The following is a 22922-nucleotide window of genomic DNA, read 5'->3' as shown; positions in this document are numbered from 1 at the left end:
GGAGCATGGCCGAACCCGCATCGTCCCGCGTCTTCGAAGTCGCGCCGCTCCTTGCCGACGGGCGCAGCCTGTTCGACCCCGGGGCCGACCCGGTCGCGGAGGGGCTCGCCCCCTTCCGCGCCTCTGAAGCCGCCCTCGCGGCGGCGCGCGACGCCCTCGCCGCGGCCGGCCTGACGGTCGTCGCCACGAACGCCCACACGCTCTCGGTCCTCGCCCCGGAAGGCTGGGCCGCCGACCGGGCCCTGCTCCGGGACACCGACCGGCCGGACCTCTTCCGCCTGCCCGGCGCGCCGGCGGTCGCCGGCCTCGCCGCCGTGCCGCCGACCGGACGGAGCACCGATCCGCTGCCGCCCTCGACGCCCTATTTCTGCCTGCGCGCGCCGGTCGACATGCTGACCGCGCTCGACGGCACACGCGCCTCGATCACCGGCCATGACGGCCGCGGCATCCGCATCGCCGTCATCGATTCCGGCTGCGACCGGGCGCACCCCTATTTCCGCGCGCGGCGGTCGGCGATCACGGTCGTCTGCGGCCCGGATGAGGACAATCCCGAGATCGACGCGATCGGCCACGGCACGATGATCTGCGCGACGATCGTGTCGATCGCGCCGCTCGCCGAGCTGACCGTGATCAAGACCAGCGACGCCCTGTCGCTCGCCGCCTTCAAGACCGCCGCCGCGATGCGGCCGCGGCCCCATGTCATCCAGAACACCTGGGGTCATATCACCACGGCACCGGCGATGACGCCCTATGAGAAGGCGGTGTTCGCCGCGATTACCGATGCCGCCGAGGCGGGCATCGTCCCGGTCTTCGCCGCCGGCAACCAGAAGATCATCTTCCCGCCGCAAGTGCCGGCCGCCTTCGCCGCCGGCGGCGCCTATGTCGACGCCGCCGATCTCTACCGCGCCTCCGACTATGCGAGCGGCTATGCGAGCGCGCTCTTTCCCGGCCGCATCGTGCCGGATTTCTGCGGCCTGGTCGGTCCGGCGCCGAACGGCGTCTACATCATGCTGCCGACGGCGCCCGGCTCGGCGATCGACCGCGCCTTCGCCGAATATCCCTATCCGCGGGGCGATGGCGGCCTGCCCGACGACGGCTGGGTGGTGATCAGCGGCACCTCGTCCGCCTCGGCGCAGGTGAGCGGCCTCGCCGCCCTCCTGCTGCAGGCCCGGCCGGGGCTGGAGCCTGCGGCCCTGCGCGCCCTCATCGCCGCGACGGCGCGGCGCATCGATGTCGGCGTCTCGGCGCAGGGGCATCCTTCCGGTCCCCCCTATCCGAACCGCGCCACCGGCTGGGGCCTCCTCGACATCGGCGCGGCGCTCGCCGCGGCGGGCAGCCCGGACTGAACGGGCCGGAGACGCCGCGCGCCGACGGGACGGGCCCCGATCGATCCTGAGCCGCCGAAACACCGTCTCGGCGGCATATGTCTCGCGGAGGGTGCGCGCGGGTCCGCTCAGCCGCGCGCGGCGTCCCGGGCGGCGACCAGCGCGCGGGTGAGGCCGAGGCCGATCCGGGCGCCGGGGCCGCTCCCCTCCTTCAGCCCCGTGCCGACGATGAAGCCATCGGCGCGCGCGGCGAGCCCGCCGATCGTCCGCTCGGTGACCCCGCTGCCGACCAGCACCGGCGCCCCGACCTTGCCGTGGAGCGCGGCGAGGTGGGTCTCCTCGATCGGCTGGCCGGTCGCCGAACCGGTGACGATCAGGCAGTCGGCATGCGAACGGGCGACGAGATCGGCGGCATCGCGGACGAGCGAGTAGCCGGGCGCGAGCGCATAGGAATGCTTGATGTCGATGTCGGCCCAGATGCGGATCTGTGCGCCGAGCCGCGCCCGGTCGCGCAGGAGATCATAGGCCTCGCCCTCGATCAGGCCCTGGTCGGTCACCCGCGGCGAGCCGAGGATGCAGACGCGGATGAAGGCGGCGCCGATCGCATGGGCGATGGCGAGTGCGGCGCGCGCATCGTTCCGCAGCACGCAGACGCCGAGCGGCAGGCGGCTCTGGGCGCGGATGCCGGCCCCGATCCGCGTCATCCAGGCGATCGTCTCGCGCGGCACGACATTGGGGAAGAAGGGCGTATCGCCGAAATTCTCGATCATCACCGCGTCGACGCCGCCGGCCTCGAGCGCAGCGGCGTCGGCGAGCGCCTGATCGAGGATGAGGCCGGTATCGCCATCGAAGCGCGGCGCGCCGGGCAGCGGCCGCAGATGGACGACGCCGACCACCGGCCGGTCGGCCGGGAACCCGAAATGCTCCGCGCTCATGCGTCGTCCTCCTTCTCGCGCCCCGGCATGGCGAGGGCGAGGTCCTCGATGCGGATGGGGAAGCGCCGGATGCGCACGCCCGTCGCGTGCCAGACGGCGTTCGCCACCGCCCCCGCCGTGCCGGTGATGCCGATCTCGCCGACGCCCTTCACCCCGAGCGGATTGACGAGCGTGTCCTCCTCCGCGACCAGCAGCGCTTCGACAAAGGGCAGATCGGCATGGACGGGGATGCGATAGGCGCCGAGATCGGCATTGGCGATCGCGCCCGTCGCCGGATCGAACTGCGCCGCCTCGTGGAGGGCGAGCGAGAGCCCCCAGATCATGCCGCCGACGAGCTGGCTGCGGGCGAGGCGCGGATTGACGATACGGCCGGCGGCGAAGGCGCCGACGAGACGGGTGACGCGGATCGCGCCGAGATCGGGATCGACGGCCACCTCGGCGAAGACCGCGCCATGCGCCGCCATGGCGTGGCTCGCCCTCGCCGCCCGGTCGGGGGCTGCGGCGCCCCGGGCCTCGATCGCGCCGAGCCCGGCGCGGGCGAGCACTGCGGCATGCGGGTCGCGCCGGCCGTCGCCGGCATGGAGCGCGCCGTCCGCGGCGAAGAGCACGGCATTGCCGGCGCCATGGAGCGGCGAAGCCGGATCGGCGGTGGCGAGCGCCGCCAGCCGCGCGACGAGTGCCGTGCCGGCGGCATGGATTGCGGACCCGGCCGTCGCCGTGTGGCTCGAACCCGCCGCGCCGCCGGCATCGGGCAGGTCGGATGCGCCGGTCCGCAACGTGACGGCGGAAAGCGGCAGGCCGAGCGCGTCGGCGGCGATCTGGCGGAGGGCCGTCGCCGCGCCCTGGCCGATCTCGTGCGCGCCGAGCTCGACGATCGCGGCACCGTCGGCCCGCAGCAGCGCCCGCGCCTCGGCCTGGAACATCATCGAAGGAAACACCGCCGTGCCGATGCCGAGACCGACCAGCCGGCCGTCTGAATCGGAGAGGCTGCGCGGCGCGAGGGGCCGGCCGGCCCAGCCGAAGCGGGCGGCGCCGGCATCGTAGCAGGCCCTGAGCGCCTTCGAGGAGAAGGGCCGGCCGGAGATCGGCTCCGTGTCGGCGTGATTGAGGCGGCGGAAGGCGAGCGGATCGAGGCCCAGCTCCGCCGCCGCCTCGTCGATGGCGCATTCGAGGGCGAGCGAGCCGGTCGCCTCGCCCGGGCCGCGCATCACGACCGGGGTGGCGATGTCGAGCCGCACCGCCTCGTGTGTCGTTTCCACCGCGCCGGCGGCATAGACGCCGCCGGACAGCGCCGCCGCGGGCTCGAAGAAATCGTCGAACCGGCTCGACGCGACCCGGGCGTGATGGGCGAGCGCGGCGATCGTGCCGTCGTCGGCGAGACCGAGCCGCAGCGTCTGCCGCGTCGGCGCGCGATGGCCGACGGCGCCGAACATCTGCGCCCGTGACAGGACGAGCTTGACGGGCCGGCCGACGAGCCGCGCCGCCAGAATGCCGAGCACCTGCGGGCCGGCGGGGAAGGCCTTCGCTCCGAAGCCGCCGCCGACGAAGGGGCTGCGGATATGGACGTGGTCGGGCGGCAGGCCGAGCAGGCCGGCGATGCGGCGCTGCGCGCGGGCGACATTCTGGCTCGGTGTGTCGACCCAGAGGCGATCACCCTCCCAGACCGCGACGACGGCGTGCGGCTCGAGCGGATTGTGGACCTGCGCCGCCGTCTCGTAGCGGCGCTGCACGCGGTGGGCGGCTGTGGCGAGCGCCGCCTCGACATCGCCGCGGCGCCGTTCGACGGGCGCGCCGAGGCCGACCGTCTCCGGCACGAACGGTTCAGCAGCGTCGATGTCGACCAGGGCGGGCTCCGCGGCATAGGCCGGGGCGAGGCGGAAGGCGCCCTCCTCCGCCGCTTCGAGCGTCTCGCCGATGACCACCGCGACCGGCTGGCCGGCATAGCGGATCCGGTCGTCCTGGAGGAGATCGAGCCGGAAGACGATCGGCGCGGTCTTCGCATCCGGATCTTCGGCGAGCGGCGGCCGGTTCGCCGGCGTCATCACCGCGACGACACCCGGCTCCGCCATGGCGGCATCGAGATCGAAGGCGGTGACACGGCCGCGGGCGATCCGGCTCGGCGCGATCACGGCGTGGAGCAGCCCCGGCGGCCTGCAGTCGGCGGCATAGCGGGCGCGGCCGGTCACCTTGGCGACGCCGTCGTCGCGAGCAATCGGCCGGCCGATCGCCGCACCCTCGGGCGAGATCGGCGCCGTGCCCTCAGCCATGGCGGGCGCCCTCCCCGGCGGGCGCGAAGGGCGAGGCGGCGAGCGCCGGAACGCGGGCCGGCGTGCCGCGGAGCGCCAGGGTGAGGGCGCGCACGAGCACCCGGCGGGCGAGTTCGATCTTGAAGCCGTTCTCCGCGATCGGCCGCGCCGCGGCGAGCGCCGCATCGGCGGCAGCCCGAAAGAGAGCGTCGGTCGGCACCGCCCCGGCGAGCACCGCCTCCGCCTCGGCCGGCCGCCAGGGTCGCGGCGCGACGCCGCCGAGCGCGACCCGTGCGGCAACGATCCGGCCGCCCGCGATGCGCAGCGCCGCCGCGGCCGAGACGAGGGCGAAGGCGAAGCTCGTCCGTTCGCGCAGCTTCAGATAGCGCGCGTGCCCCGCAAATCCCGCCGCCTCCGCCGGCAGCAGCACGGCGCGCACCAGTTCGCCCGGGGGGAGCGTCGACGCCCCATCGGCTCCGTAGAGCGTGCCGAGCGCGATCGTCCGCTCGCCGTCCCGACCGGCGACGCGCAGCCGGGCATCGAGCGCGACGAGCGGCACGGCGAGATCGGATGGATGGACCGCGATGCAGGCCTCCGTCGCACCGAGCACGGCGGCATCCCGGCCGTCGCCGCCGCGCGCGGCGCAGCCCGAGCCGGCAGCGCGCCGGTTGCAGGCTGCGCCGGGATCGAGAAAGCCGGCGCAGCGCGGCGCCTGGAGCAGATTGCCGGCCGTCGTGGCACGATTGCGGATCTGCGGCGCGGCGGCGGAGAGGACCGCCTCGGCGAGGATCGGAGCATCGCGCAGGATGACGGGATGGCGGGCGAGATCGGCGTTCCGCACCGCCGCGCCGATCGAGAGCCCGCCCGCGGCGAGCGGCGTGATCGTGGCGAGGTCCTCGAGGCCGGCGAGGTCGACGAGCCGGGCCGGCCGTGCGACACCGCGCTTCATCAGTTCGACGAGGTTGGTGCCGCCGGCGAGCCAGGCGGTCTCCGGCTCGGCCGCGGCAGCGAGCGCCTCTTCGAGGCGCGCCGGCCTCAGATAGGCGAACCGCCTCATTCCGGCATCTCCGACCGGTCGCCGGCGCCGATCACGGCGCGAATCGCCGCGACGATCGCCGGGTGGGCGCCGCAGCGGCAGAGATTGCCGCTCATCCCGGCGCGGATGCGCTCCGGATCGGGATCGTTACCCTCCTCGGCGAGGAGGCCGAGCGCGCTCATGATCTGGCCCGGCGTGCAGAAGCCGCATTGCAGCGCATCGTGCTCGACGAAGGCGGCCTGGAGCGGATGCAGCGCCCCGCCGCCGCCGAGCCCCTCGATCGTTTCCACCGCTGCACCGTCGAGCGTCACCGCGAGCACGAGGCAGGCGTTCACCCGCCTTCCGTCGAGCAGTACGGTGCAGGCGCCGCACTGGCCGCGGTCGCACCCCTTCTTGGCGCCGGAGAGGCCGAGCCGTTCGCGCAGCAGATCGAGGAGGGTGACGCGGGGATCGTCGAGCGGGACGACGCGGGTCACGCCGTTGAGCGTCAGGCCGATGATGGAGGCCTCGGCCGCTTCCGGAGCGGCGGACTGAACGGGGAGCGGCTCGGGCAGGTCGGCCATCACGCGCCTCCCGGGCCCGGCGGCCGCCGGTCGGGAAGGCCGAACAGACGCTGCGCATTGCCGCCGAGGATCGCCCGCTTCGCCGCCTCCGACAGAAACGGCAGGTCGTAGATCACGCCCGGCGTGTCGAAGTCGAAATGCGGCCAGTCGGAGGACCAGAGCAGCTGGCTCTCCGCCCGGATCATCTCGAAGGTGAGCGCGAGCGCCTTCGGATTGCCGCGCTCCATCGGCTGCGAGGAATACCAGCACCGCTCGGCCATGTATTCGGAGGGCAGCCGCTTCAGCATCGGCGCCTCGGACGGGCGCATCAGGAACTGGTCGTCGAGCCGCTGCATCAGGAAGGGAATCCAGGCGAGGCCGCTCTCGACCCACAGCGATCTCAGCCGCGGGAAGCGCTCCGGGATCCCTTCGAGGATCCAGTTCGTCATGTGCACCATGTTGCACCAGACGAAGCCGAGCGCGTGCATGCCGAGAAAGGTCGGGATGGTGGCGAGCGAGGGGTCCTGCCAGTGATAGCCGGCATGGAAGCAGATCGGCTTGCCGCTCTCCTCGATCGCCCGGTAGAGCCGCCAATAGGCGCGATCGTGCACCGGCTTGTAGCGCGTCGAGGTGACGGTGAAGCCGACGACCCGGGGATGGGCGGCGCTCTCCTCGACGACGCGGAGCGCTTCCTCGGGCGTGTTGAAGGGCAGATAGGCGAGCGCCAGAATGCCCGCGTCGCCGGCGAGCAGCGTCGCCTCCACCCAGCGATTATAGGCCCGGCCGAGCGCCACCTCCATCTGCGGCTGCGGGTGCATGCCGAGGAAGAGCATCGAGGTCGGGAACACGACCATATAGGCGACGGCGAGCGCCTCCATGGCGCGCCGCGTCAGAACGACGTCGCGATGCGGCCCCGGCTCGACCCGTTCGCGCCGGTCGGCCTGATGCGGGATCCGGCCGCCGCAATCCTGATAGCGCAGGCCGAAATCGCCGACGAGGCCATAGGGCGGCGCTCCGACCCGCTCGGCGTGATAGGCCTTCGCCTGGTCGCGCAGCACCGGGTCCTCGATGAAATCGACGATCTCCTTCCACGAGATCGATTCGACGTGGTGCGCGTCGATGTCGACGAGCGTCCAGCGGTCATAGCCGTGCCGGCGGGCATGGCGGCGGGCGTGATCGAGATAGAGCCGCGTGTCGGTCTCGACACCGATCTCGGCGAGCGCCTCGATGGGCAGCGGCGCATCCATCTCAGCGCTCTCCCGCGCCGGTCTCGTGATAGTCTTCCGGCCGGCGGCGCGACCACAGGCCGAACTCGACCGGCCCGAGCCGCAGCGCCCGCAGCACTTCGGTCACCGCGGTGAGCGCCTCGGTCGGCCGCACCACCTCGTCATAGCGCCCCTCGAGGGCGCGGAAGCTGCGCGCCTCGCCATCCGCCTTGGCGGCATAGAGCTTGACGGCCGCGGTCATCAGCCGGCGCACCGCCGCGTCCGAGACGAGATGCGCCTCGCCGGAGCCCACCGCGGCGAGAGCGAGATCGAGGGCGCGGAGCGCCAGCGCTTCCGCCTCGGCATAGGGATTGTTGGTCGCCGCCGCCCTCGTCACGCGCCGTCCCCGTGCTCGACCTCGTCGGCGATCGCGACATGCACCGCGCCGTCCCGCAGCAGCGTCGCGACCGGTGCGAGGCGCAGCAGGCCGCTGCCGACATGAACGCCGGTGCGAATGTCGAACTCGGCGCCGTGCCAGGGGCAGACGATGTTGACGTCGCGCTCGTGATAGCGCCGGCCGGCCGGTCGCCCGGTCTCGCCGGCCTCGGCGATCACCCGGCGGAAAATGCGCCCCTGACAGACCGGGCCTCCCTGGTGGGGACAGGCGTTCCGCCAGGCGATGAAGCGGCCGTCGAGCCGGAAGAGGCCGATTTCCACCCCGCCCGCCACGAAGACCCGCTTCTCGCCCTCGGCGAGATCGCCCTCCCGCGCCACCCGATATTCGGCCATCGGCGTCTCCCGCGGTCTCTGCCCCTTCCGGCATGAGCAGGCTAGATGCAGTCGCACAAAAATGCAACCTTGAGTTATATGTCTCTCAAGGAGACCCGCATGACGATGGGCGGCGCGGCGAGCGAGCTCGACTCCCGATTGTGCGCCGAGGCCCTTGCAGGCTCTTGCAGGCCCTTGCCGGTCTTGCCAGAGTTCGCGCGACAGCCCCGTGAGAGGGGCATTTCCCGGGGGGCGAACCGCTTGCGGATCATCTGCCTGAACGGCTGGGGCGGCACGCTCGCCGAGCCCCTTCTCGCCTATCTCGGTGCGGCGGCGCCCGATGTGCTGTGCCTGCAGGAAGTGGTGCACACGCCGGCGACCGATGCGGTCTGGCTCACCTATCGCGACGGCGACCATGTGCTGCCGCAGCGCGCCAATCTCTTCCGGGACGTGTCGTCCGTGCTGCCGCATCACACGGCCACCTTCTGCCCGGCGGCGCGCGGCGTGCTGTGGGACGGGCCGGCGAGCGTGCCGTCCTACTGGGGCCTCGCCACCTTCGTGCGTGCCGATCTGGCGGTGATCGGCCAGGCCCAGGGCTTCGTCCACAAGGCCTTCTCGCCGGACGGCTATGGCGACCATCCGCGCTCGCGCACCGCACATGCGGTGCGGATCCACGATTTCGAACGCGGCGAACCGGTGACGATCGCCCATATGCACGGGCTGCGCGATCTCCGCGGCAAGATGGACACGCCCGAACGGCTCGCGCAGGCGCGCCGCCTCGCCGGCCTCGCCGCCGCGGTCGCAGCCCCCGGCGACCGTCTGGTCGTCTGCGGCGATTTCAACGTCCAGCCCGGCAGCGCCACCTTCGCCGTGCTCGGCGAACTGGGCCTGCGCGACCTCGTCACCGGCCGCGGCTTTTCCGGCACGCGCTCGTCGCATTACCGCAAGCCCGGCGCCTTCGCCGACTACATGCTCGTCAACGACGCGGTCGATGTGCGCGGCTTCGACGTCGTCGCGGCGCCGGAGGTTTCCGACCACCGGCCGCTTCTGCTCGAGATCTGACCGAACGCTACGATGCGGCGCCCGGCGACGTGCCGCCGGCGCCGTCCTCGAGCGTGTTTTCGACATAGGCGACCCGCACCAACGTCATCAGCGCGGCGGTGAGCGGCGTGGCGAGGGCGAGGCCGAGCAGGCCGAACCAGACGCCGGCGAGAAGCTGCGCCGCGATCACCAGCGCTGGCGCCAGCGACACCTTCTCCTGCTGCAGCAGCGGCGTGACGACATAGCTTTCGAGCGCCTGCACGCCGAGATAGACGGCGAGGACGACGAGCACCGCGGTCCGACCCTGCGGCAGAGCGAGGAGGAGGGCCGGCGCGATGGCGAGCACCGGCCCGATGTTGGGGATGAAGGCGAGCAGGCCGGCGACGAGGCCGAGCGCGAAGGCGAGCGGTATGCCGGCGAGCCACAGGCCGAGCCCGGTCAACCCGCCGACCACCGCCATCGCCGCGAGCTGCGCGATGAGCCAGTTGCGCAGCGCCGCCCCGACCGCCCGCAGCACCCTCCCGCCACGCGACCTGAGGGCCGGCTCGAGGAGCCTTTCGAGCCCCCGGCGATAGAGGCCGGGATCGATCGCGCCGTAAAGGCCGATGAACAGGACGACGACGAAATTGCCGAGCACGCCGAAGGTCGACGAGACCGCCGACATCGCCGCGGCGCCGCCGGCGCCGCCGGCGAGCGAATCCGGCGTCACCCGCTCGAGCACCATAGCGCCGATCGAATAGGATTCGATGCGATCGTGCAGATCGGTGAGCGCCTCGGGCAGCCGCCGCGCCAGTTCCTCGACCTCGGCGATCGCCGCCGGCGCCACGGCGGCGCCGAAGCCGAGAAGGGCGAGCACGATCAGCGCGAGGAACAGTCCGACGCCGAAGGCGGGCCGGATACCGAGCCGCGCCCCGATCCAGGCGCCCCCGCTGTGCAGGAAGACGGCGAGCAGCACGCCGGCGAAGACGATCAGAAACACGTCGGGCGCCAGGAGAAGCAGCAGCCCGGCAGCACCGAACAGAACGAGAAGAGAGGTGTGCGATCGAGTCATCCGCCCCGCCGTTGCCCTCGGCCCTCTCACCAATGCCCCCGCCCGGATCGGGTTTCCGGCTTCGATCGGCGGCGGACGCTAGCCGGGCCGGTGCGGACCGCAGAAGGCGGCGTGCAGCGCCGCGATCACGGCCAGCACCTCGGGCCGGGTGATCCGGTAGTGCACCGTCGTGCCTTCGCGACGGGATTGGACGAGGCCGTCGGCGCGCAGGCGCATCAATTGCTGCGACATCGGCACCTGCTCGATGTCGAGCATCTGGCGCAGTTCGGCGACCGTGCGTTCCTCATCGCCGAGCGCGCAGAGCACGAGCAGGCGCTGCGGATGCGACAGGCTGCGCATCAGCTCCGCCGCCGCCTCCGAAGCCGGGATCATCTCTCTTACATTCATGATATTGAATTTATGAGATTTGAATGTTAGATGCAAGAGCATCGGTGGCCGGACCGCGGAAGTTGCGGTCGATCAAAGCCGCACACCGCAAATCGTCATTCGATGGCGTGATGGGCGGCGCGGATACCGACGAGGGTGGAGGACGTCCGGTCCGGACGAAGGGAGGGAGATCCATGGCACGCATCGTTGTCCTCGGCGCCGGGCTCGGCGGCGTCATCATGGCCTATGAACTGCGGGACGCGATCCGTCCGCAGGACGAGCTCGTCGTCGTCAATCTCGGCAAGACCTATTCCTTCGTGCCGTCCAACCCTTGGGTGGCGGTCGGCTGGCGCGAACCGGAGGATATCAGCGTCGACCTTTCCGATGTCTTCGCCCGCCGCGGCATCGGGCTCAGGCCGGAGGGCGCGGAGCGGGTGCTTCCGGCCGAGAACCGGATCGCCCTCAAGGACGGCAGCGTGCTCGACTACGATTACCTCGTCGTCGCGACCGGACCCGACCTCGCTTTCGACGAAGTGCCCGGTCTCGGGCCGCAGGGCCACACCCAGTCCGTCTGCCAGACCGACCATGCGCTCGCCGCCCGCGCCGCCTTCGAGGCGCTCGTCAGGGCGCCCGGCCCGGTGATCATCGGCGCGGTGCAGGGCGCATCCTGCTACGGCCCCGCCTATGAGTTCGCCTTCATCCTCGAGACGGCGCTCCGCCGCGCCCGGGTGCGCGACCGCGTGCCGATGACCTTCGTCACGCCCGAGCCCTATATCGGCCATCTCGGCCTCGACGGCGTCGGCGATACGAAGGGCCTGCTCGAAAGCGCGATGCGCGAGCGGCACATCAAGTGGATCACCAATGCCCGGGTGGCCAAGGTCGAAGCGGGCGCGATGACCGTCGAGGAGGTGCAGGAGGATGGCGCGCTCAAGACCACGCACACCCTTCCCTTCGCCTTCTCGATGATGCTGCCCGCCTTCCGCGGCGTCCCTGCGGTCGCGGGCATCGAGGGCCTCACCAATCCGCGCGGCTTCGTCACCATCGACAAGCACCAGCGCAACGCGGCCTTCCCGAACGTCTTCGCGGTCGGCGTCTGCGTCGCCATTCCGCCGGTCGGCAAGACGCCGCTGCCCGTCGGCGTGCCGAAGACCGGCTTCATGATCGAATCGATGGTCACCGCGACGGCGCAGAACATCGGCGCGCTGCTGCGCGGCGCGGAGCCGAAGGCGGTCGCCACCTGGAATGCGGTCTGCCTCGCCGATTTCGGCGACGAGGGCATCGCCTTCGTCGCCCAGCCGCAGATCCCGCCGCGCAACGTCAACTGGTCGGCGCAGGGCAAATGGGTCCACGCCGCCAAGATCGGCTTCGAGAAGTATTTCCTGCGCAAGGTCCGCCAGGGCAAGAGCGAAACCTTCTACGAGAACGCGGCCCTCGAAATGCTCGGCATCAAGAAGCTCAAGGAAGTCCAGATCGATCCGACGCCGTGAAGCGTCTCTCTCCCGAAAGGAAAGCAGCCATGACCCTCGACCGCGCCGTGATGATGTTCGCCGGCCTGATGATCCTCGTCTCGCTGGCACTCGGCCATTTCGTGTCGCCCTACTGGTATCTGCTGACCGTGTTCGTCGGCCTCAATCTGATCCAGGCCTCGGTCACCGGCTTCTGCCCGGCGGCGATGGTCTTCAAGCGGCTCGGCTGCCCGGCCGGCACCGCCTTCCGCTGAGCGCTCCCGTCCCGCAAGAACCCCGGCAGATCCATGTCCCGACCGATCCGTCTCGCCTTTCTCCTCTGCGCCTTCGGTGGCCTCGCGGCGCCCGCGGCGGCCGCCGATTTCCTCGTCGAGGCGCGGCCGGTCACCGAGTTCAAGGCGGTGTTCGGCCGCGTCGAGAGCCGCACCGTCGTGCCCGCCCGCGCCCGCATCGGCGGCACGATCCGGTCCATCTCGGTGACGGAGGGGCGCGAGGTGACGGAAGGCGAGACGATCGCCGAGGTGGTCGACGACAAGCTGGCGCTGCAGCGCGACGCCGCGGAAGCGCAGCTGAAACAGCTGCAGTCGCAGCGCGACAACGCCCGCACCGATCTCGCCCGCGCCGAGCAGCTCGTCGCCCGCGGCATCAGCCCGCAGAGCCAGCTCGACCAGGCTCGCACGCAATACGAGGTCGCCGTCAATCAGGTGACGGCCGCCGAGGCGAACCGCGCCGTGATCGTCCAGCAGGCGAGCGAAGGGGCGATCGTCGCGCCGGCCACCGGCCGGGTGCTGACCGTGCCGGTGACGCTCGGTTCCGTCGTGCTCGCCGGCGAGGAGATCGCCCGCATCGCCAGCGGCCGCTATTTCCTGCGCCTGTCGCTGCCCGAGCGCCACGCCGCGGAGATCGAGGAGGGCGACGTCGTGCGGATCGGCGCGCGCGGCCTGTCGCCGGAGAGCGGGCCGCAGACGACCCGTGAAGGCCGCGTCGCGAAGGTCTATCCGGAGATCACCGACGGGCTCGTCGTCGCCGACGTCGAGGTCGACGGCATCGGCGACTATTTCGTCAACGAGCGCACCCTCGTGTGGATTCCGGTCGGCGAGCGGACCGCGCTCGCCGTGCCGGCCGAGGCGGTGACGCTGCGACACGGCGTCGACTATGTTCGCCTCACGGCCGCCGACGGCCCGCTCGACATCGCCGTCATCACAGGGGAGACCCGCGTCGAGAACGGCCGCACCATGGTCGAGATCCTGACCGGGCTGCACGACGGCGACCGGGTCGTCCTGCCGGGAGAAGCGAAGTGACCGTGACGCCCGCGAAGCTCGGCATCGCCGGCGCCTTGACGCGCGCCTTCATCGGCTCGCCGCTCACTCCGCTCTTCCTCGTCACGGCGCTCGCGCTCGGACTCGTCGCGCTCGTCACCCTGCCGCGCGAGGAGGAGCCGCAGATCTCCGTGCCGATGGTCGACATCCACGTCGCGGCGAACGGCCTCAAGGCCGAGGACGCGGAAAAGCTCGTCACCGAACCGCTCGAGACGATCGTCAAGAGCATAGACGGTGTGGAGCACGTCTATTCGCAGACCGAGGACGACGGCGTCGTCGTCACCGCACGCTTCCTCGTCGGCACCAGCGCCGACGCCGCGGTGCTGCGCGTGCACGAGAAGGTCAACGCCAATCTCGACCGCATCCCGGTCGGCATTCCCGAACCGCTGATCGTCGGCCGCGGCATCGACGACGTCGCGATCGTCGTCGTCGACCTCGCGCCGGCGGGCGCGGCCGCCGCCGCGCGCATCACCGCCAACGATCTGACCCGGATCGCCCGCGAGCTGCAGGTCGAGATCGCCAAGCTGCCCGACATCGGCCTCACCTATCTGGTCGGCGAACAGCCGGAAGAGATCCGCGTCGAGCCCGATCCGGAGAAGCTCTCGCTCTACGGCATCACGCTCGCCCAGCTCCAGGCGAAGATCGCCGGCGCCAACCGCTCCTTCGAGGTCGGCCGCGTCCGCATCGAGGGCGGCCAGCCGACGCTGGTCGCCGGCCAGACGCTGCAGACCCTTTCCGAGATCGGCAATCTCCTCGTCACCGCCCGCGACGGCCGGCCCGTCTATGTCCGCGACGTCGCGCGGGTGGTGCTCGCGACCGAGCCGAACGAGAGCCGCGTCTCCGCCATCGCGAAGACCGCGGACGGCGTCGTGCGCGTGCCCGCCGTCTCGCTCGCCGTCGCCAAGCGGCCGGGCACCAATGCGGTGGCGATCGCCGAGGAGATCGTCGCCCGGCTCGAGGCGGTGCGCGGCGGCATCGTGCCCGACGACGTGGCGCTCACGGTCAGCCGCAACTATGGCGAGACCGCGAACGAGAAGGCGAACGAGCTGCTCTTCCATCTCGGCCTCGCCACCGTCTCGATCGTCGTGCTCGTGGCGCTGGCGATCGGCTGGCGCGAGGCGGTGGTGGTCGCCGTCGTCATTCCGACGACCATCCTCCTCACCCTCTTCGCCGCCCGGCTGATGGGCTATACGCTCAACCGCGTCAGCCTTTTCGCGCTGATCTTCTCGATCGGCATCCTGGTCGACGACGCGATCGTGGTGATCGAGAACATCGCCCGCCACTGGGCGATGCGCGACGGCCGGTCGCGCGCCGCGGCAGCGGTCGATGCGGTCGCCGAGGTCGGCAATCCGACTATCGTCGCGACCCTCACCGTCGTCGCCGCGCTGCTGCCGATGCTCTTCGTCTCCGGCATGATGGGGCCCTATATGAGCCCGATCCCGGCCAATGCCTCGGCGGCGATGCTGTTCTCCTTCTTCGTCGCCGTCGTCCTGACGCCCTGGCTGATGCTGCGGCTCGGGGGCAAGGTGTCGGGGCACGGCGCGGCCGGCCATGGCGGGGCGAACGATCATTCGGCCGGCGGCCGGCTCGGCCGCGCCTATGTCGCTGTCGCCCGGCCGATCCTCGCCTCGCGGAGGCGGTCCTGGATCTTCCTGATCCTCGTGGGGCTCGCCACCCTCGCCTCGATGGGCCTCGTCTATACGAAGCACGTCACGGTGAAGCTGCTGCCCTTCGACAACAAGACCGAGCTGCAGGTCGTCGTCGATCTGCCGAAGGGCCGGTCGGTGGAGGACACCGACCGGGCGCTGCAGGCGATCGTCGGCCGGCTCGCCCCGGTCGAGGAAGCGGTCTCCTTCCGGACCTATGCCGGCACAGCCGCACCGTTCAACTTCAACGGCCTCGTGCGGCACTATTATCTGCGCGCCCGGCCCGAACAGGGCGACGTCGTCGTCACCCTGTCGCCGAAGGGCGAGCGGGCGCGCACGAGCCATGCGATCGCGCTCGATCTGCGCCAGCGCCTCGCCGGCGTCGACGTGCCGGCCGGCACGGTGATCAAGGTGGTCGAGCCGCCGCCGGGTCCGCCGGTGATGGGAACGCTGCTCGCCGAGGTCTACGGCCCGGATGCCGAGACCCGCCGTGCCGTGGCAACCAGGCTGCGCGAGACCTTCGAGAGCATCCCCTTCATCGTCGACGTCGACGATTCCTTCCACAACCGGGCGGAGCGCGTCCGCGTCGCGATCGACCAGGACAATCTCGAATATCACGGTGTCGAGCAGTCCGACGTCTATGACGCGCTCGCCGCGCTCTATGGCGGCACGACGGTCGGCTATTCGCACCGCGGCGGCGGCCGGCCGCCGATTCCGATCTCGATCGGGCTCGGCAAGAGCGACGCCGTCGTCGACGAGCGGGCGCTCGCCACCCCGGTTCCGGCCAATGCCCAGCCCGGCAGCCGGGGGGTCGCCGAGCTCGGCGACGTCGTCCATGTGACGCGCGAACCCGCCTCCTATCCGATCTTCCGCCATAACGGCCGCGCCGCCGAAATGGTGACGGCGGAGCTCGCGGGGGCCTTCGAGGCGCCGGTCTACGGCATGCTCGCGGTGTCGGAGGCGATCGACAGAGCCGATTGGGGCGACGTGCCGAAGCCCACGATCGCGCTGCACGGCCAGCCGGATGACGAGAGCCACCCGACCCTGCTGTGGGACGGCGAATGGGAGGTGACCTGGGTGACCTTCCGTGACATGGGGGCGGCCTTCGCCGTCGCCATTCTCGCCATCTACATCCTCGTCGTCGCCCAGTTCGGTTCGTTCAAGCTGCCGCTCGTCATCCTGACGCCGATCCCGCTCACCCTGATCGGCATCATGATCGGCCACTGGCTGTTCGGCGCACCCTTCTCGGCCACCTCGATGATCGGCTTCATCGCGCTCGCCGGCATCATCGTGCGGAATTCCATCCTGCTCGCCGACTTCATCCGTCACGCGCAGGGCGGAGACCGTCCGCTCGTCGAAGTGCTGCTCGAGGCGGGGGCGATCCGCTTCAAGCCGATCCTGCTGACCGCGCTCGCCGCGATGATCGGCGCGGCGGTGATCCTCGCCGATCCGATCTTCCAGGGTCTCGCGATCTCGCTGCTGTTCGGCCTCGCCTCCTCGACGGCGCTCACCGTGCTCGTCATCCCGGCGATCTATGTGGCGCTGCGCGGCTGAGGCGGCGGCGCGGTGCCACCCAGGGCGACGCGCCGGTCCCGCAGCGCCTTCGCAAAGGCGGCGCCGAGCAGCAGGATCTGCGAGGCGTAATAGATCCAGGCGAGAATGGTGAGGATCGAGGCCGCGGCGCCGAAGCTCGAGGCGATCTCGCCGCGGCCGGCGGCGAGGCCGATCAACGATTTGCCGAAGGTGAACAGGACGCCGGCGAGCACCGCACCCGGCACGAGGTCGCGCAACGGCAGCCTCACCTCCGGCAGCAGCCAGTAGACCATGCCGAAGAGGAGGCTCGCGAAGAACAGCGAGAGCAGGAAGTTGGCGGCGATCAGCGCCAGCTCGGCACCGGGGAAGAGCCGGAAGGCGTAGGTCCCGGCCGCCGCGATGCCGGCGTCGACGACCAGCGAGACGAGGAGCAGGAAGCCGATGCTGCCGATCAGCGCGAGGCTCAGCAGGCGGCTGCGCAGCGTCGCCCAGAAGGGCGATTTCGGCGGCTGCGCCTCCCAGATCGCATGCAGCGCATTCTGGATCTGGGCGAGCACGCCGGTCGCGAGCACGAGCAGCAGGACGATGCCGACGATCGTCCCGACCGCCCCCGAGCCGACATTGCGCGCGCTCGCCACCATCGCCTCGAGCATCTGGGCCTCGCGCCGGCCGATCAGGTCGGAGAGCTCGCGCACCACGGCGCCGCGCGCCGCCTCCTCGCCGAAGACGAGGCCGGCCGTCGAGATGACGAGGAGCAGGATCGGCGCGAGCGAGAAGGCGCCGTAATAGGCGATCGCCGCGCCGAGCGTCATCGCCTCGTGCCGCCACCAGCCGGCGACCGTCGCCGTCGCCACCCGCCTCACACCCTGCCACATCGCCCCCGCCTCCTCGCCGCGCCACATGGCGACCAACGCGAAGAGGCGGCGTCGCGACTGCGTCACTGCGACGCAGAACGGTGCGGGGCGACGTCCGGACAGGTCCGGGCGGCCGTTGCGCGCGAGGGAGCGCGTCGCTACATCAGGACTCTGCCCGCCTCACGGAGCACCAATGCGCGCCCTGCTCGACGTCGTCATGCTCGCCCTCAACATCTACTGGTGGATCGTCATCGGGAGCGCGATCTTCTCCTGGCTCTATGCCTTCGGCGTGGTCAATCCGCGCAACCAGGTCGTCTCCGCGATCGGCCAGTTCCTCTATCAGGCGACGGAACCGCTGTTGCGGCCGATCCGGCAGCGTCTGCCGAGCCTCGGCACGATCGACATCTCGCCGCTGATCCTGCTGCTCGGCATCTTCTTCCTGCAGCAGGTGATCATCTACTACATCTACCCCTACGTGCTGTGACCGGCCTGCCCTGGCGGGTCGATGCGACCGGCCTGACGGTCGCCGTCCGGCTGACGCCGAAGGGCGGCCGCGACGCGGTCGACGGGGTGCAGACGCTGTCCGACGGGCGGCCGGTGCTCGCCGCCCGGGTGCGGGCGGCGCCGGACAAGGGCGCGGCGAACGCCGCTCTTCTCGCCCTCCTCGCCGAAACGGCCGGCGTGGCGCGCGGCGCCGTCAGCCTGGTCTCGGGCGCGACGGCGCGGCAGAAGCAGGTGCACATCGAGGGCGACGCGGCGCGGCTCGCCGCGGCCCTCACCCGCGCAACCGGCGGTTAGCCGCCGGGCTCAGCCCTTCCCGGCCTTCGCCCGCTCGATCGCATCGAGGATCAGCCGCTCGGCCTCGTCCTTGTCGCCCCAGCCGATGATCTCGACCCACTTGCCGCTTTCGAGATCCTTGTAATGGCTGAAGAAGTGCTCGATCTGCTTCAGCGTGATGTCGGGCAGGTCGTGCACGGAGGCGATCCGCTCGTAGCGCCGGGTGAGCTTGGTCGACGGCACGGCGATGATCTTCTCGTCCTCACCGCCCTCGTCCCGCATCTTCAGCACGCCGACCGGCCGGCAGTTCATCACCGCGCCCGGCACGATCGCCCGCTGATTGGCGACGAGCACGTCGAGCGGATCGCCGTCGCCGCACAGCGTGTGCGGGACGAAGCCGTAATTGCCCGGATAGCGCATCGGCGTATAGAGGAAGCGGTCGACGTAGAGCGCGCCGGCCTCCTTGTCGAGCTCGTATTTGATCGGCTCGCCGCCGACCGGCACCTCGATGATGACGTTGAGATCGTGCGGCGGGTTCTTGCCGATCGGGATGGCGTCGATGCGCATGAGGGCACTCCTTGGACGGAGCCCTCCTCTAAAGCCCGGACCCGCCGCCTTCAAGCCGCTTGTTGCGTCGCAAAAAGCCGCGCCGTTTCAGCCGCTGCGGGCGAAGGCGAAGGCGACCTTGGCGAGCGTCACGTCGCCGAAGCGCTCGCTGCCGCGGGCGATGCGGCGGCCGCCGGCATTGCGATAGAAGCGGCAGGCGCCGTCATTGTCGGCGAGCGCCCAGACGACGGCGCTGTCGAAGCCGTGCCGCAGCAGCTCCCGCCGGGCGGCGAGGAAGAGCCGCGTGCCGAGCCCGACGCCCTGATATTCCGGCCGCAGATAGAGCTCGTAGACCTCGCCGCGCTGGACGAGATTGCGGGCGCGATTGGGTCCGAAGGTGACATAGCCGGCGACCGTGCCGCCGACATCGAGCACCAGCATGCCGGTGCCGCGCCGGATCGCCCGCTCCCACCAGGCCGCACCGCGGCGGGCGATCATGCGGGCGAGTTCGCGCGCCGGGATCATGCCCTCATAGGCATGACGCCAGGCGGTATCGTGGACCTCGGATATGGCCCCCGCATCCGCCTTCTCGGCCCTGCGCACCTCGATCGACAGCGTGCTCATGAAGCGCAGGATAGGATGCGATCGGGACGTGCGGAAGAGGCTTCTTGCCGCTTCGCACATCCGTGACCGGGGCGTTGCCGAAGAGCCGCGCCGGGCGATGGCCGGGGGCGCCCGGCCATCGATCGGGCATTACGCGCTGAGCTTCGAGCGCTCGGCCCGCTTGCGGTCGTTCGGATCGAGGATCGCCTTGCGCAGCCGGATCGACTTCGGCGTCACCTCGACCAGTTCGTCGTCCTGGATCCAGGAGAGCGCCCGCTCAAGGGTCATCTTGATCGGCGGGGTCAGGCGCACCGCCTCGTCCTTGCCGGCGGCCCGGATGTTGGTGAGCTTCTTGCCCTTGAGGACGTTCACTTCGAGGTCGTTGTCGCGGGTGTGGATGCCGACGATCATGCCGGCGTAGACCTTGTCGCCCGGATCGATGACCATCGGGCCGCGATCCTCGAGGTTGAAGAGCGCGTAGGCGACCGCCTCGCCCGATTCGTTCGAGAGCAGCACGCCGTTGATGCGGCCGGTGATCGGGCCCTTATAGGGCTGATAGGCGTGGAACAGACGGTTCATCACCGCGGTGCCGCGCGTATCGGTCAGAAGCTCGGACTGATAGCCGATCAGGCCACGGGTCGGGGCGTAGAAGACGAGGCGGACGCGGTTGCCGCCGGACGGCCGCAGCTCGACCAGCTCACCCTTCCGCTCGCTCATCTTCTGCACGACGACGCCGGAATGCTCCTCATCGACGTCGATCAGCACTTCCTCGATCGGCTCGAGCCGCTCGCCGGTCGCCGGATCGTCGCGCATCACGACGCGCGGGCGCGACACGGCGAGCTCGAAACCCTCGCGGCGCATCGTCTCGATCAGCACCGAGAGCTGCAGCTCGCCGCGGCCGGAGACGTAATAGGAGTCCTTCTCGGAACTCTCCTCGATCTTCAGCGCGACATTGCCCTCGGCTTCCTTGAACAGCCGGTCGCGGATGACGCGGCTCGTCACCTTGTCCCCCTCCGTGCCGGCGAGCGGGCTGTCATTGACGATGAAGGACATCGTGACCGTCGGCGGATCGATCGGCTGCGCCTTGATCGGCTCGGTGACGGCGGGGTCGCAGAAGGTGTCGGCCACCGTGCCCTTCGTCATGCCCGCGAGGGCGATGATGTCGCCGGCGACGCCCTCCTCGATCGGCTGCCGCTCGATGCCGCGGAAGGCGAGGATCTTCGAGACGCGGAACTGCTCGACGAGGCTGCCGTCGCCGCCGAGCACCTTCACCGCCTGATTCGGCTTGACCGAGCCGGAGACGATGCGCCCGGTGAGCATGCGGCCGAGATAGGGGTTCGCCTCGAGGAGCGTGCCGATCATGCGGAAAGGACCGTCCTCGACGGTCGGCTCGGGAACGTGCTCGAGCACCAGATCGAAGAGCGGCGCCATGCCCTGGTCCTGGCTGCCGTCGGCGGCACGCGACATCCAGCCATTGCGGCCGGAGCCGTAGAGGATCGGGAAATCGAGCTGCTCGTCGGTCGCGTCGAGCGCGGCGAAGAGATCGAACACCTCGTTCACCACTTCCTCGATACGGGCGTCGGGCCGGTCGACCTTGTTGATCGCGACGATCGGCTTCAGGCCGACCTTCAGCGCCTTGCCGACGACGAACTTCGTCTGCGGCATCGGCCCTTCGGCGGCATCGACGAGCACGATCGCGCCGTCGACCATGTTGAGGATGCGCTCCACCTCGCCGCCGAAATCGGCATGGCCGGGCGTGTCGACGATGTTGATCCGGGTGTCCTTCCAGACCACCGAGGTCGCCTTCGCCAGAATGGTGATTCCGCGCTCTTTTTCGAGATCGTTCGAGTCCATCACGCGTTCGGCGACGCGCTGGTTCTCCCGGAACGCCCCGGACTGCTGCAGCAGCTTGTCGACCAGCGTGGTTTTTCCGTGGTCGACATGCGCAATAATGGCGAGATTTCGAAGTTTCATGATATCGATGATCCGGGGAAGCGATTTTGCGGCGCAATATAGTGATCCGGCCGGAACAAGCAATGACGGCCGCGAAACGATCTTGGCTGGACGGGATCGAAGACCCCTCGGGAAGCCCGGGTTGAAATTCGGGTCGCCCGATGTCATTGTAAGGAAACCTTATCAACTGAGGAGAGCGCATTGACGGCCACACCCGAGGATCCCATCGGCTTCGTCATCGTCGACGTAGCCCGGCAGATGCGCCGGCACTACGAGCGTCGACTGGAAGCGTCTGGGCTGGGCCTGACCGTTGCCGAGGCACGTACCCTCGCCTTTACGGCCCGCCGGCCCGGCCTTCGCCAGGCGGTGCTCGCCGAAGAACTCTGCGTCGAGCCGATGACGCTCGTCGGCTTCCTCGACCGGCTCGAGAATCAGGGCCTGATCGAGCGCGTGCCGGATCCGACCGACCGCCGCGCCAAGCTGATCCGGCCGACCGCCGCGGCCGCACCGCTGGTGCGGCGGATCCGCGCCGTCGGCAAGGTGCTCGAAGAGGAAGGCTTGCGCAATCTCGATGCCGATGCGGTGGCGGCGCTGCGCCAGGCGCTGCTCGGCATCCAGGCCAATCTCAACGCGCCCGCCGAAGAGCCGGCCTGATCAGCGGCGCTCCTGCGCCGTTTCCGGATCGTCATCGTGGGGCGCGGTCCCGGAGCCGCACGGCTCCGACGCCGTGGACACCGCCGGACCCCGCGCGGCGAGCGCGTCGGGCAGGGGCTTGCCGTTCCGCTTCCAGCGGTCGTGCTGCCAGAGCCATTGCTCCGGGTGCTCGCGCACCCAGCCCTCGACCACGCTCATGACGAGGGCGGTGGTGCCTTCCGCATCGATCCGCCCTTCCGCGTCGCGCGGCAGGTCGAAGGCGGGCGTCAGTTCGAGCCGGTAGCGGCCGTCCGGCAGGCGGATCGAGCGGGCGCCGTGCACCGGGCACTCATATTGCCGCGCCAGCCGTCCGACGAGCGGGTTCGCCCGGGTCTGCCGGCCGAACAGCGTCACGACATGGCCGCTGTGATGGAACTGGTCGGTCAGGAGGCCGAGATGGTCGCCGCGCTCGAGCGCCGCGCCGATCTCGAAGGTGGCGCCGCGGCTCGAATCGACGAGCCGCCCCATCAGCGCCTCGCGCCGCCGTGCCAGATCCTTGGCGAGCACCGCATTGACGGGGGCGCGGTAGAGCGACAGGAGCGGCAGGCCGTAGCGCGCCGCCACCACGGGCAGCATCTCCCAGCAGCCGAGATGGGCCGAAAAGATGATGCCCGGGCGACCGTCGTCGCGCAGGGCGAGAAAATGCTCGACCCCCGCCACCTCGATCCGGCCGCCGGTCGGGCGTTCCGGGTCGATGTCGGCGACCAGGCTCTCGAGATGGACGTATTCGGCCGCGAGCCGTCCGAAACTCGCCCAGGCACCGCGCAGGATGCGCTCGCGCTCGGCCTCGCTCTTCTCCGGAAAGGCCGCGGCGATGTTCTTGCGGGCGACCCGCTCCTCCGGCAGGAAGCGGCCGATCGCGCTGGCGAGGCGGCCGAGGGAGTCGGGGGCGCGGTCGGGACCGAGCGAGCGCACCATCCCCATCGCGCCGCGCACGCCGCTCGCCACCGCGAACTGGACGCCACGCGAGCGCGTCAGCCGCCGGGTCGCCTTGCGGAAGTATTTGCCGACCTTCAT

General features: G+C 70.7%; 23 protein-coding genes. 9 read left to right on the top strand and 14 right to left on the bottom strand.

Features of this window, described 5'->3' with window-relative positions:
• Positions 1-5 precede the first annotated feature (5 nt).
• Positions 6-1346 carry a S8 family serine peptidase gene (locus GGQ63_RS10825; protein WP_183855646.1) on the top strand — a complete coding sequence of 447 codons (1341 nt, stop codon included), beginning with the start codon at positions 6-8 and terminating at the stop codon, positions 1344-1346.
• A gap of 107 nt (positions 1347-1453) precedes the next feature.
• Here the strand turns inward: GGQ63_RS10825 and GGQ63_RS10820 are convergent, their stop codons facing one another.
• From GGQ63_RS10820 to GGQ63_RS10790, 7 genes are read right to left on the bottom strand one after another with little or no spacing between them, the layout of a single operon-like run.
• Positions 1454-2260: a BtpA/SgcQ family protein gene (locus GGQ63_RS10820; RefSeq protein ID WP_183855644.1), complete on the bottom strand. Its 807-nt coding sequence runs from the start codon at positions 2258-2260 to the stop codon at positions 1454-1456.
• Positions 2257-4527: a xanthine dehydrogenase family protein molybdopterin-binding subunit gene (locus GGQ63_RS10815; RefSeq protein WP_183855641.1), complete on the bottom strand. Its 2271-nt coding sequence runs from the start codon at positions 4525-4527 to the stop codon at positions 2257-2259. Before GGQ63_RS10815 ends, GGQ63_RS10820 begins: the two co-directional genes overlap by 4 nt.
• Positions 4520-5563, bottom strand: a complete 1044-nt coding sequence (locus GGQ63_RS10810) for an FAD binding domain-containing protein (RefSeq protein ID WP_183855639.1) — start codon at positions 5561-5563, stop codon at positions 4520-4522. Before GGQ63_RS10810 ends, GGQ63_RS10815 begins: the two co-directional genes overlap by 8 nt.
• A complete protein-coding gene (locus tag GGQ63_RS10805) occupies positions 5560-6105 on the bottom strand; it encodes a (2Fe-2S)-binding protein (RefSeq protein WP_183855637.1) in 546 nt (181 codons plus the stop codon). Before GGQ63_RS10805 ends, GGQ63_RS10810 begins: the two co-directional genes overlap by 4 nt.
• Positions 6105-7331: an amidohydrolase family protein gene (locus GGQ63_RS10800; RefSeq protein WP_183855635.1), complete on the bottom strand. Its 1227-nt coding sequence runs from the start codon at positions 7329-7331 to the stop codon at positions 6105-6107. The genes GGQ63_RS10805 and GGQ63_RS10800 overlap by 1 nt, the downstream gene beginning before the upstream one ends.
• 1 nt (position 7332) lies before the next feature.
• A complete protein-coding gene (locus GGQ63_RS10795) occupies positions 7333-7686 on the bottom strand; it encodes a hypothetical protein (RefSeq protein ID WP_183855632.1) in 354 nt (117 codons plus the stop codon).
• Positions 7683-8078 carry a Rieske (2Fe-2S) protein gene (locus GGQ63_RS10790; protein ID WP_183855630.1) on the bottom strand — a complete coding sequence of 132 codons (396 nt, stop codon included), beginning with the start codon at positions 8076-8078 and terminating at the stop codon, positions 7683-7685. Before GGQ63_RS10790 ends, GGQ63_RS10795 begins: the two co-directional genes overlap by 4 nt.
• 240 nt (positions 8079-8318) lie before the next feature.
• Between GGQ63_RS10790 and GGQ63_RS10785 the strand changes: the two genes are divergently transcribed.
• Positions 8319-9119: an endonuclease/exonuclease/phosphatase family protein gene (locus GGQ63_RS10785; protein WP_183855628.1), complete on the top strand. Its 801-nt coding sequence runs from the start codon at positions 8319-8321 to the stop codon at positions 9117-9119.
• Positions 9120-9126: 7 nt separating this feature from the next.
• Here GGQ63_RS10785 and GGQ63_RS10780 read toward each other — a convergent pair whose 3' ends face one another.
• Positions 9127-10149, bottom strand: coding sequence for an AI-2E family transporter (locus GGQ63_RS10780; RefSeq protein WP_183855626.1), 1023 nt, complete (start codon positions 10147-10149; stop codon positions 9127-9129).
• 78 nt (positions 10150-10227) lie between these two features.
• Positions 10228-10521 (bottom strand): ArsR/SmtB family transcription factor, encoded by a 294-nt coding sequence (locus GGQ63_RS10775; protein ID WP_246429728.1) that lies wholly within the window; start codon positions 10519-10521, stop codon positions 10228-10230.
• A 188-nt stretch (positions 10522-10709) separates the two neighbouring features.
• Between GGQ63_RS10775 and GGQ63_RS10770 the strand changes: the two genes are divergently transcribed.
• From GGQ63_RS10770 to GGQ63_RS10755, 4 genes are read left to right on the top strand one after another with little or no spacing between them, the layout of a single operon-like run.
• On the top strand, positions 10710-12002 hold the full coding sequence (locus GGQ63_RS10770; RefSeq protein ID WP_183855622.1) for an NAD(P)/FAD-dependent oxidoreductase: 1293 nt from the start codon (positions 10710-10712) through the stop codon (positions 12000-12002).
• A 29-nt stretch (positions 12003-12031) separates the two neighbouring features.
• On the top strand, positions 12032-12235 hold the full coding sequence (locus tag GGQ63_RS10765; protein WP_183855620.1) for a YgaP family membrane protein: 204 nt from the start codon (positions 12032-12034) through the stop codon (positions 12233-12235).
• Positions 12236-12268: 33 nt separating this feature from the next.
• Complete coding sequence (locus GGQ63_RS10760) at positions 12269-13282, top strand: efflux RND transporter periplasmic adaptor subunit (protein ID WP_183855618.1); 1014 nt, start codon at positions 12269-12271, stop codon at positions 13280-13282.
• Positions 13279-16500, top strand: a complete 3222-nt coding sequence (locus GGQ63_RS10755) for an efflux RND transporter permease subunit (protein ID WP_183855616.1) — start codon at positions 13279-13281, stop codon at positions 16498-16500. The genes GGQ63_RS10760 and GGQ63_RS10755 overlap by 4 nt, the downstream gene beginning before the upstream one ends.
• On the opposite strand, the gene GGQ63_RS10750 is transcribed toward GGQ63_RS10755, so the two are convergent.
• Positions 16479-17354: a YihY/virulence factor BrkB family protein gene (locus GGQ63_RS10750; RefSeq protein WP_183855614.1), complete on the bottom strand. Its 876-nt coding sequence runs from the start codon at positions 17352-17354 to the stop codon at positions 16479-16481. The two genes, GGQ63_RS10755 and GGQ63_RS10750, sit on opposite strands and share 22 nt — an antisense overlap.
• 172 nt (positions 17355-17526) lie before the next feature.
• On the opposite strand from GGQ63_RS10750, the gene GGQ63_RS10745 reads away from it, so the two are divergent.
• Both GGQ63_RS10745 and GGQ63_RS10740 read left to right on the top strand, forming a co-directional pair.
• On the top strand, positions 17527-17817 hold the full coding sequence (locus tag GGQ63_RS10745; RefSeq protein ID WP_183855612.1) for a YggT family protein: 291 nt from the start codon (positions 17527-17529) through the stop codon (positions 17815-17817).
• Complete coding sequence (locus tag GGQ63_RS10740; RefSeq protein WP_183855610.1) at positions 17814-18131, top strand: DUF167 family protein; 318 nt, start codon at positions 17814-17816, stop codon at positions 18129-18131. The genes GGQ63_RS10745 and GGQ63_RS10740 overlap by 4 nt, the downstream gene beginning before the upstream one ends.
• Before the next feature lie 9 nt (positions 18132-18140).
• Here GGQ63_RS10740 and ppa read toward each other — a convergent pair whose 3' ends face one another.
• The 3 genes from ppa to typA form a co-directional block, all read right to left on the bottom strand.
• The gene (gene ppa, locus GGQ63_RS10735) at positions 18141-18677 is read right to left on the bottom strand and encodes an inorganic diphosphatase (protein ID WP_183855608.1); all 537 of its coding nucleotides are present in this window, start codon (positions 18675-18677) and stop codon (positions 18141-18143) included.
• Positions 18678-18764: 87 nt separating this feature from the next.
• Positions 18765-19280 (bottom strand): GNAT family N-acetyltransferase, encoded by a 516-nt coding sequence (locus GGQ63_RS10730; RefSeq protein ID WP_183855606.1) that lies wholly within the window; start codon positions 19278-19280, stop codon positions 18765-18767.
• A gap of 129 nt (positions 19281-19409) precedes the next feature.
• The gene (typA, locus tag GGQ63_RS10725) at positions 19410-21233 is read right to left on the bottom strand and encodes a translational GTPase TypA (RefSeq protein WP_183855604.1); all 1824 of its coding nucleotides are present in this window, start codon (positions 21231-21233) and stop codon (positions 19410-19412) included.
• A gap of 180 nt (positions 21234-21413) precedes the next feature.
• Here typA and GGQ63_RS10720 point away from each other — a divergent pair, with 180 nt between their 5' ends.
• Positions 21414-21866 (top strand): MarR family winged helix-turn-helix transcriptional regulator, encoded by a 453-nt coding sequence (locus tag GGQ63_RS10720; protein ID WP_246429727.1) that lies wholly within the window; start codon positions 21414-21416, stop codon positions 21864-21866.
• Here GGQ63_RS10720 and GGQ63_RS10715 read toward each other — a convergent pair whose 3' ends face one another.
• The gene (locus GGQ63_RS10715) at positions 21867-22922 is read right to left on the bottom strand and encodes a lipid A biosynthesis lauroyl acyltransferase (RefSeq protein WP_183855602.1); all 1056 of its coding nucleotides are present in this window, start codon (positions 22920-22922) and stop codon (positions 21867-21869) included. It lies immediately after the preceding gene.

It is taken from the genome of Prosthecomicrobium pneumaticum, from assembly GCF_014199915.1.
Lineage (GTDB): Bacteria > Pseudomonadota > Alphaproteobacteria > Rhizobiales > Kaistiaceae > Prosthecomicrobium > Prosthecomicrobium pneumaticum.
This window is presented reverse-complemented; position numbering and strand designations above follow the sequence as displayed.